The sequence below is a fragment of the Thermoflexus sp. genome (genome assembly GCF_042408365.1).
Classification (GTDB): Bacteria; Chloroflexota; Anaerolineae; order Thermoflexales; family Thermoflexaceae; genus Thermoflexus.
Window position 1 is genome coordinate 1 of the sequence record NZ_JBHOQJ010000250.1, and the last position, 7,333, is coordinate 7,333.

Sequence of the window (7,333 nt, forward strand, 5' to 3'; positions counted from 1 at the left end):
GACCGGCCGGTGTGGTGGCGGGGGGATGCCGCCACGGGGCGGTGGGAACGGTTGGGGGAGATCCCGGAGGCCGCTCCGGAGGACTGGGACTTCCGGAGCTGGGCGTGGGATCGCTCCGCGTGGCTGTGGCTGGCGATCGGCGGCGTCAGCGGCCTGGAGCGGGCCCGCAGCCCCTCCTGGCGCATCCCCGCCCGTCCGGGGGCCCCGCTTCAGTCCTTCCCGCCTCTTCCCATCTCCCGGATCCCCAAGGGTTGTTGTGAGCCTGTATGCGCTCTGTTCCCCGTAGGGACCTCGGGCCGTTGGCTGTTGTGGTGCCAGGTGGAGATCCTACGGCCGGAGGGCAAGCCGGTCTTGCAGTTTGGGGTGACTATCGATGGGGCCACCGGGCGGGTGGAGGGCCCGGAGGATCTGGGGTTGTGGGATCCGCTGGTGGATCTGCCGAGGGGCGCGGTGATCGGGCCGAGCTTCTCCCTCTCCCCCGATGGGCGGTGGCTGGCGGTGGAGTTCGCGGAGTTGGGGCCGGAGGGCGGCTGGCGGGGGGCCCGGAGCCTGTATCTGCTCGATGGGAACCGGTGGGGCTGGGTGCGCCGGTGGCCGGGCCGGACCTGGGTGGCCTGGGATCCGGCGGGGGATGGGGTGGTGCTGTGGGACGTGAGGAAGGATCGATTGGAGTGGTTGCGGCTGCCTCCGGATCCCGATGGGGAACCGGTGCCCCTGGCCGAGGCGGCGCCCGCCGGGCCCATCGCCTTCTTCGCCGGTGGCCTGGTGACGGTGGCGCGGGCCCATCCGGCGACGGTGCAGTTCTGGGATCGGGCGGGACGGCTGAGGGGGACGTGGGATCTCTCCTCCCTCGTGGAGCGGATCTACGGCCTGTTGGGGGAGGGGGATCGGGTGTGGATGGGGGCGTTCGAGCGGGTGGCATCCGGGGCGCCCTGTCGCTTCGCCTTGCTGGAGGGGCAGCCTCCGCTCCCCTCGAGCCCCAGCTCGTCGGATGGGCGCCCTGGAGGCTGAGAGGGGAGAATCGGGCGAAGGCGGTAATGCCCCTGGATCGCCGGGTTCATTGCGCGTGGCCTTCAAATGGCCCTTAGGATCGTTTTGTACCCATATTCAAGTCATCGTGGGCCCCCACCTTCACGTCCGCTCCAATCCCCTGCCCGGCGCGAAGCCCCCGATGGCGACCCTGCCCAACGCCCCGATGGCGTTGGACGCCTGCTCCCCCGGCCGGCTGCTGCGCTTCGACCTGGACGGTCAGCTGGTGGGGGCGCTGGATCTCTCAGCGCACTACCAGGAAGTTGACGCCCTGAAGGGGGCGGGGGATCGGGTGTTCGCCGGCGCGATCCGCAACCAGCCGGAGGCGGATGGGACGTGCGCCTACACGCTGATCGCGTGGATGGCTGGGCCATAAAGGGTTGCGCTCGGAGAGCGCACCCATTTTGTTTTGGGGATGTTGGGGATGAATTTTGGGGAGCGAGCCGGGCCCCTTTGGCGCTCAGCTCGCCCCAACTCCCTACGTAGAAGAAAACAGCGTAGTATACTGAGTAACTTCCACAGCAGCGAACAGCCTTAACATTTTTGGGGGATTCAGGCGCGTGCGTCGGGGATGTGTGGGAATCTTGATCGCCTTAATCGCAGCAACGCCGCTGGCAGCCCGCCTTTACCTCTGGCTCCGGGGGGCGTCGCGAATTTATGAGCGGCCGGAGGAGGTGCCCGCGCAGCCGGTCGCCCTGATCCTGGGCGCCGGCCTCCGGGCGGATGGCTCCCCCACCCCGGTGCTGGCCGACCGGGTCCGGACGGGTGTGGAGCTGTATCGCCTGGGTAAGGTGAAGATCCTGCTTTTAAGCGGCGACGGCCGTTCTTCCCCCTACTATAACGAGCCGGAGGCGATGCGGCGCCTGGCTCTTCGTCTGGGCGTTCCGGAGCAAGCCCTGTGGATCGACCCGGAGGGCCTACGGACGATGGACTCGTGCCGGCGGGCGCGGGAGGCCTTCGGGGTCACCCGTGCCGTGGTGATCACCCAACGCTTCCATCTGGATCGCGCTCTGTGGCTGTGCGCCGCCGCTGGCGTCGACGCCATCGGGCTGGCCGCGGATCGCTCCCCTTACGGGCCCCGTCAGATTTGGTGGACGGTGCGGGAGATCCCTGCCTCCCTCAGCGCGCTGATCGAGGGGCTTCTCCTGCGCCTCGGTCGTATGGGTAGCCGCTGATCCGCATCAGCTTGTCCCATCGGTGATAGGCCTCTATGAACCGGATGGTTCCAGAGCGGGAGCGCATGACGATGGAATGGGTCCGTGCTCCCTCCCCGGTGTAGCGGACCCCACGCAGGATCTCCCCATCGGTGATGCCTGTCGCGGCGAAGAAGATGTTATCTCCGCGAACCAAATCGTCGGCAGTGAGGACGCGCTGAAGATCGTATCCCATCTCCGCAGCGAAGCGACGCTCCTCCTCGTTGCGAGGCCACAGGCGGGCGTGGATTTCCCCACCCAGGCATTTTAGGGCCGCAGCCGTAATCACCGCCTCAGGCGATCCACCGATCCCGATCAGCACGTCGATGCCTGACTCCGGGAAGGCCGTCATCAGGGCCGCGGAGATATCGCCATCGGTGATCAGCTTGATGCGGGCGCCTGCAGCGCGGACCTCTTGGATCAGGTCGGCATGGCGTTCACGCTCCAGGATCACCACGGTGAGATCATCGAGGTCCTTCCCTTTCGCCCGGGCGATCCGCCGCAGGTTCTCCGCCACTGGGGCGTCCAGATCGATCACCTCCCGGGCTTCCGGTCCAACGGCCAGCTTGCTCATGTAAACGATCCGTCCCGGGCTGAACATGGTGTTCCGCTCGGAGAGGGCCACGACCGCGATGGCTCCGGGACGCCCCAAGGCAAGCAAGCGGGTGCCGTCAATGGGATCCACGGCCACATCCACCGCAGGCGGGCGGCCGTTGCCAATGCGCTCGCCGTTGTAGAGCATCGGGGCCTCGTCCTTTTCCCCCTCTCCGATCACCACCACCCCGTCCATATCGATGGACCGGAGCATCAATCGCATGGCCTCTACCGCTGCCCGATCCGCTGCGTTCCGATCCCCGCGGCCCATCCAACGGCCGGCAGCGAGGGCCGCTGCCTCGGTCACCCGAACCAGCTCCAAGGCCAAGTTGCGATCCGGTTCCTGAGCCATTCCAACCTCCGGTTTTGAGCGCTCTTTCCATAGCTATTGAAGTCTAGCGCTTCCTCCATTTCTGTTTTTGGGATATGCGATGGAAAGGCCGACGGCCCCTTCCCCCTTTCTTCTCCCTTCCCGGGGGTTGGGGGCCGCCTTCGGCAGCCCCCAACCCCGAAAAACTATCAGGACCATGAAATCTCAAAAATGGTGTACGGCGTAAACAGGTGCGAAAATACCTTACCACAAACAAAAGGAGATGGGGGTATGGCATTCGCTCAATATACACGCTGGATACGCTTGACGTTCCTGGGTGGGATCCTAAGCGCGTGCCTGGGGATCTCGCAGACGGCCACATCCCCTCCCTCCGGCATCCCATCGACACCCACCACGTCGGTTGAAGCCACCACGGTCCCTCCCTCTCCCACCTTGTTCCTCCCCGTGATCACCCGCACCGCCCGTCCCGTGCTGCCCCCTCCCGATGAGGCCACCCGTCGCCTGACGGTCCCACCCGGCTTCGCGATCCGGATCTTCGCCGAAGGGATTGAGGGGAAAGCGCGTTTTATGGCCTTTGGACCGGATGGTGCCCTCTACCTCACGCTCATGAACGCCGGGCGCATCGTGCGCCTGCCGGACCGAAACGGAGATGGCCGGGCGGATCAGGTGGAGGTGGTAGCGGAAGGATTGAGCCTTCCCCACGGCATTGAATGGCACGATGGTTGGCTTTACGTGGCGGAAGGGGATCGGATCGAGCGTTTGCAAGATCGGGACGGCGATGGGCGCATGGAGATCCGCGAGCTGGTCACAAATAATCTCCCCTCCCCTCAAGGCCATGTCAGCCGGACCCTCCACTTCGGACCGGATGGCAAGCTCTACGTGAGCGCGGGATCTTCCTGCAATATCTGCGAGGAAGATGACCCGCGCCGGGCGGCTATCCTCCGGTTCAACCCGGACGGCACCATCCCGCCGGATAATCCTTTCGCCAGCGACCCGGATCCCCGCCGTCGTCCGCTTTGGGCGTGGGGATTGCGGAACAGCGTGGATTTCCTGTGGACACCGGAGGGCCAGATGTGGGCAAACCATAATGGAAGCGACGGGCTGGGGGATGATCTCCCCCCGGAAGAGATCGTGATCGCGGTCCAGGGTGGGCGCTCCCACGGATGGCCCTACTGTTACACACCCGGGCTGGGACCCAACCTCCCGCCGAATCAGCGTGCGGAGACGCAGGATCCACGCATGCCGCTTCCCCCCGGCTTCACATGCGCTGAGGCGGTGCCCGCCCTCTTCACCGATCTCGCCCACAGCGCCCCGCTGGGGATGGACTGGGGCACCCAAGCGGCGTTCCCGCCGGAGTATCGGGATGACCTCTTTATCGCTTACCACGGCTCGTGGAACACCAGCCTGCAGAATGCGCGGGACTGCAAAGTTCAGCGGATCGTGGTCGAGAACGGACGTCCGGTCCGGAGCGAGGACTTTGTGAGCGGTTGGCGGGCACCCGGGAAGATGTGTGGGGATCCGGCAACCTGGGGGCGCCCGGCCGATGTCCTTTTCGGTCCAGATGGAGCGATGTATATCTCCGATGACCATGGTGGGCGAGTTTACCGGATGATCTACGTCGGGCCATAGAAGGCTGGCGGAAGCCCGCTCTGCAACCCTTCAGGAACACCCATGGAGCAAGGGCAAACGGGCGAAAACGGCGAGATCATGGGCTTTAAACGATCCCAGGCCGACCGGTGTCAAAAACAGCGGGGCGGCCCCGTTCCGAGAGGCCGCCCCGCGCAAGCCCCCAGCGGGACTCGAACCCGCGACCTTTGGCTCCGGAGGCCAACGCTCTATCCAGCCTGAGCTATGGGGGCATGCTCATTTAAAATTTAGCGCGACACAGCCGATCTGTCAATGAGGGGCCCATGGCAGCGCACCTAGCCCATGAAGAGTTGCTGAAGGCCCTGCTCTCAGGTAAGGTTATAAAGATCACCCCGAGAAACCGAGGAGGTCATGATCGCCGCTCAGGAGATGTCCAAGCTTCCCACCTTGAACCCTGAATTGGACCAGTTGTGTGTGAACGCGATCCGCGCCCTGACGATGGACGCGGTCGAGAAGGCGCGTTCGGGGCATCCGGGGATGCCCATGGGGATGGCCGACGCCGCCTATGTGTTGTGGCGTTACTTCATGCGCCACAACCCTCGCAACCCCCTCTGGCCCAACCGGGATCGCCTGGTCCTCTCCGCTGGACACGGCTCCATGCTGCTTTACGCCTTGCTTCACCTCTCCGGCTACGACATGCCCATGGAAGAAATCCAGCGCTTCCGCCAGTGGGGCAGCATCACGCCCGGACATCCGGAATACGATCCTCATCGAGGGGTGGAGACCACCACCGGGCCCTTGGGCCAAGGGTTCGCGAACGCGGTGGGGATGGCCCTGGCGGCACGCCTTCTGGCGGAGCGCTTCAATCGGCCGGGCTTCCCCATCGTCGATCACTTCATCTATGTCATCGCCTCCGATGGCGATCTGATGGAAGGGATCTCCCACGAGGCCGCCTCTCTGGCCGGCCACTGGGGGCTGGGCCGCCTGATCGTCCTTTATGACGATAACGACGTCTCTATCGATGGGCCGACCGACCTCGCCTTCTCGGAGGACGTGGCTTTGCGGTTCCGAGCTTACGGCTGGCACGTCCTGGACCTCGACGGCCACGATCGGACGGCGGTGGCCCAGGCCCTGGCGGAGGCCCGACAGGTGGAGGACCGCCCCTCCCTGTTGATCTGCCACACCCATCTGGCCTATGGAAGCCCCAACAAACAGGGCCGGGCGGAAGCCCACGGGGCGCCTTTAGGGGCGGATGAGGTGCGGCGAACCAAGGAGCGGATGGGATGGCCCACGGAGCCTGCCTTCTACGTTCCCGAGGCGGTTTACGCCCATATGCGTGGGTTGATCGAGGAGGGGGCGCGATGGGAGGCGGAGTGGCGGGCCCGCTGGGAGCAGTATGCGGCCACCTACCCGGAGCTCGCCGCCGAGTGGGAGCGGTGGTGGCGAGGGGAGCTGCCGGAGGGATGGGAGGAGGCCGTCCCCACCTTCCCGCCTTCCGCCGACGGGATGGCCACCCGGGCCGCTTCGGGGAAGGTCCTCAACGCCTTGGCCCAGGTCATCCCCAACCTGGTGGGCGGCAGCGCAGACCTGATGGAGTCCACCCAGACCTATTTGCACCAGTTTCCAGCGATCGGGCGCGGCCGTTTCGATGGTCGGAACATCCACTTCGGCGTGCGGGAGCACGCCATGGGTGGCATCCTCAACGGGATGAGCCTCTATGGGCCCTTCCGGGTCTATGGCGGCACCTTCCTGGTCTTCAGCGATTACATGCGGCCTCCCATCCGGCTGGCGGCGATGATGCGGCGCCCGGTGATCTACGTCTTCACCCACGACAGCATTGCGCTGGGGGAAGATGGACCCACCCATCAGCCGGTAGAGCAGCTCACCGCCCTGCGGGCGATCCCGAACCTCTGGGTGATCCGCCCGGCGGATGCCAATGAGGTCGCCGAGGCCTGGAAGGTCGCCCTCCGCCGGCGCGACGGGCCGGTGGCCCTGATCCTCACCCGCCAGAAGGTCCCCGTGCTGGATCGCAGCACCTTGGCCCCTGCCTCCGGGCTGGCCCGGGGCGCTTACGTGCTGGCCGAGGCCCAAGGTGGGAAGCCGGACCTGATCCTGATCGCCACCGGGTCCGAGGTCGCCCTGGCGCTGGCGGCGCGGGAAGCGCTGGAAGCTCAGGGGATCCGGACCCGGGTGGTGAGCATGCCATGCTGGGAGCTGTTCGAGGAGCAGCCTGAGGATTACCGTCGTGCCGTCCTCCCGCCGGAGATCCCCCGGCTGGCGATCGAGGCGGGGATCCCCTGGGGGTGGTATCGCTACGCGGACGCCGTCATCGGGCTGGAGCGCTTCGGGGCCTCGGCGCCCTACCCCGAGGTCTACCAACGTCTCGGCTTCACGATCGAGCGCGTGGTGGAGGCGGCCCAGCGGTTGCTTCAGCAGCGGAAATTCGCTCCTGAGGGATGAAGGCAGGGAAGTTGAAAATTTCTGTGAGAGGCAGGCGACGTAAGCGGCCCGCTTCTCACAGAAATTTCATGGACCTGTTGCATAATTCCTGCGAGAATTTTTTGGGCTGGGAAGGCCGTCGAAGGCGGCCTTCCCAGCC

The 7,333-nt window shown here is 65.8% G+C and carries 6 protein-coding genes and 1 tRNA gene; 5 read left to right on the plus strand and 2 right to left on the minus strand.

Annotated features, from left to right (window positions below; translation table 11 throughout):
• The 3 genes from ACFMO5_RS11530 to ACFMO5_RS11540 all read left to right on the plus strand — a co-directional run.
• Positions 1 to 1,011 (plus strand): hypothetical protein (locus ACFMO5_RS11530; protein ID WP_376792899.1); only part of this gene is annotated, 1,011 nt, incomplete at its 5' end.
• 160 nt (positions 1,012 to 1,171) lie between these two features.
• Complete coding sequence (locus ACFMO5_RS11535) at positions 1,172 to 1,405, plus strand: hypothetical protein (RefSeq protein ID WP_376792900.1); 234 nt, start codon at positions 1,172 to 1,174, stop codon at positions 1,403 to 1,405.
• Between the two features lie 208 nt (positions 1,406 to 1,613).
• The gene (locus ACFMO5_RS11540; protein WP_376792901.1) at positions 1,614 to 2,204 is read left to right on the plus strand and encodes a vancomycin high temperature exclusion protein; all 591 of its coding nucleotides are present in this window, start codon (positions 1,614 to 1,616) and stop codon (positions 2,202 to 2,204) included.
• Here ACFMO5_RS11540 and glpX read toward each other — a convergent pair.
• Positions 2,149 to 3,168, minus strand: a complete 1,020-nt coding sequence (glpX, locus tag ACFMO5_RS11545; RefSeq protein ID WP_376792902.1) for a class II fructose-bisphosphatase — start codon at positions 3,166 to 3,168, stop codon at positions 2,149 to 2,151. The genes ACFMO5_RS11540 and glpX overlap by 56 nt on opposite strands.
• A 249-nt stretch (positions 3,169 to 3,417) precedes the next feature.
• On the opposite strand from glpX, the gene ACFMO5_RS11550 reads away from it, so the two are divergent.
• Entirely contained in the window at positions 3,418 to 4,776 is a 1,359-nt protein-coding gene (locus ACFMO5_RS11550) for a PQQ-dependent sugar dehydrogenase (RefSeq protein WP_376792903.1), read from the plus strand.
• Positions 4,777 to 4,931: 155 nt separating this feature from the next.
• Here the strand turns inward: ACFMO5_RS11550 and ACFMO5_RS11555 are convergent.
• Positions 4,932 to 5,006, minus strand: a tRNA-Arg gene (locus ACFMO5_RS11555).
• Positions 5,007 to 5,145: 139 nt separating this feature from the next.
• On the opposite strand from ACFMO5_RS11555, the gene tkt reads away from it, so the two are divergent.
• Positions 5,146 to 7,194: a transketolase gene (gene tkt, locus ACFMO5_RS11560; RefSeq protein WP_376792904.1), complete on the plus strand. Its 2,049-nt coding sequence runs from the start codon at positions 5,146 to 5,148 to the stop codon at positions 7,192 to 7,194.
• The last annotated feature ends 139 nt before the right edge of the window (positions 7,195 to 7,333 follow it).

Bases quoted from the DNA above. Each gene is read 5' to 3' on its own strand.
- ACFMO5_RS11535 (WP_376792900.1), top strand. From the start codon at position 1,172: ATGGCGACCCTGCCCAACGCCCCGATGGCGTTGGACGCCTGCTCCCCC.
- glpX (WP_376792902.1), bottom strand. From the start codon at position 3,168: ATGGCTCAGGAACCGGATCGCAACTTGGCCTTGGAGCTGGTTCGGGTG.
- ACFMO5_RS11550 (WP_376792903.1), top strand. From the start codon at position 3,418: ATGGCATTCGCTCAATATACACGCTGGATACGCTTGACGTTCCTGGGT.
- tkt (WP_376792904.1), top strand. From the start codon at position 5,146: ATGATCGCCGCTCAGGAGATGTCCAAGCTTCCCACCTTGAACCCTGAA.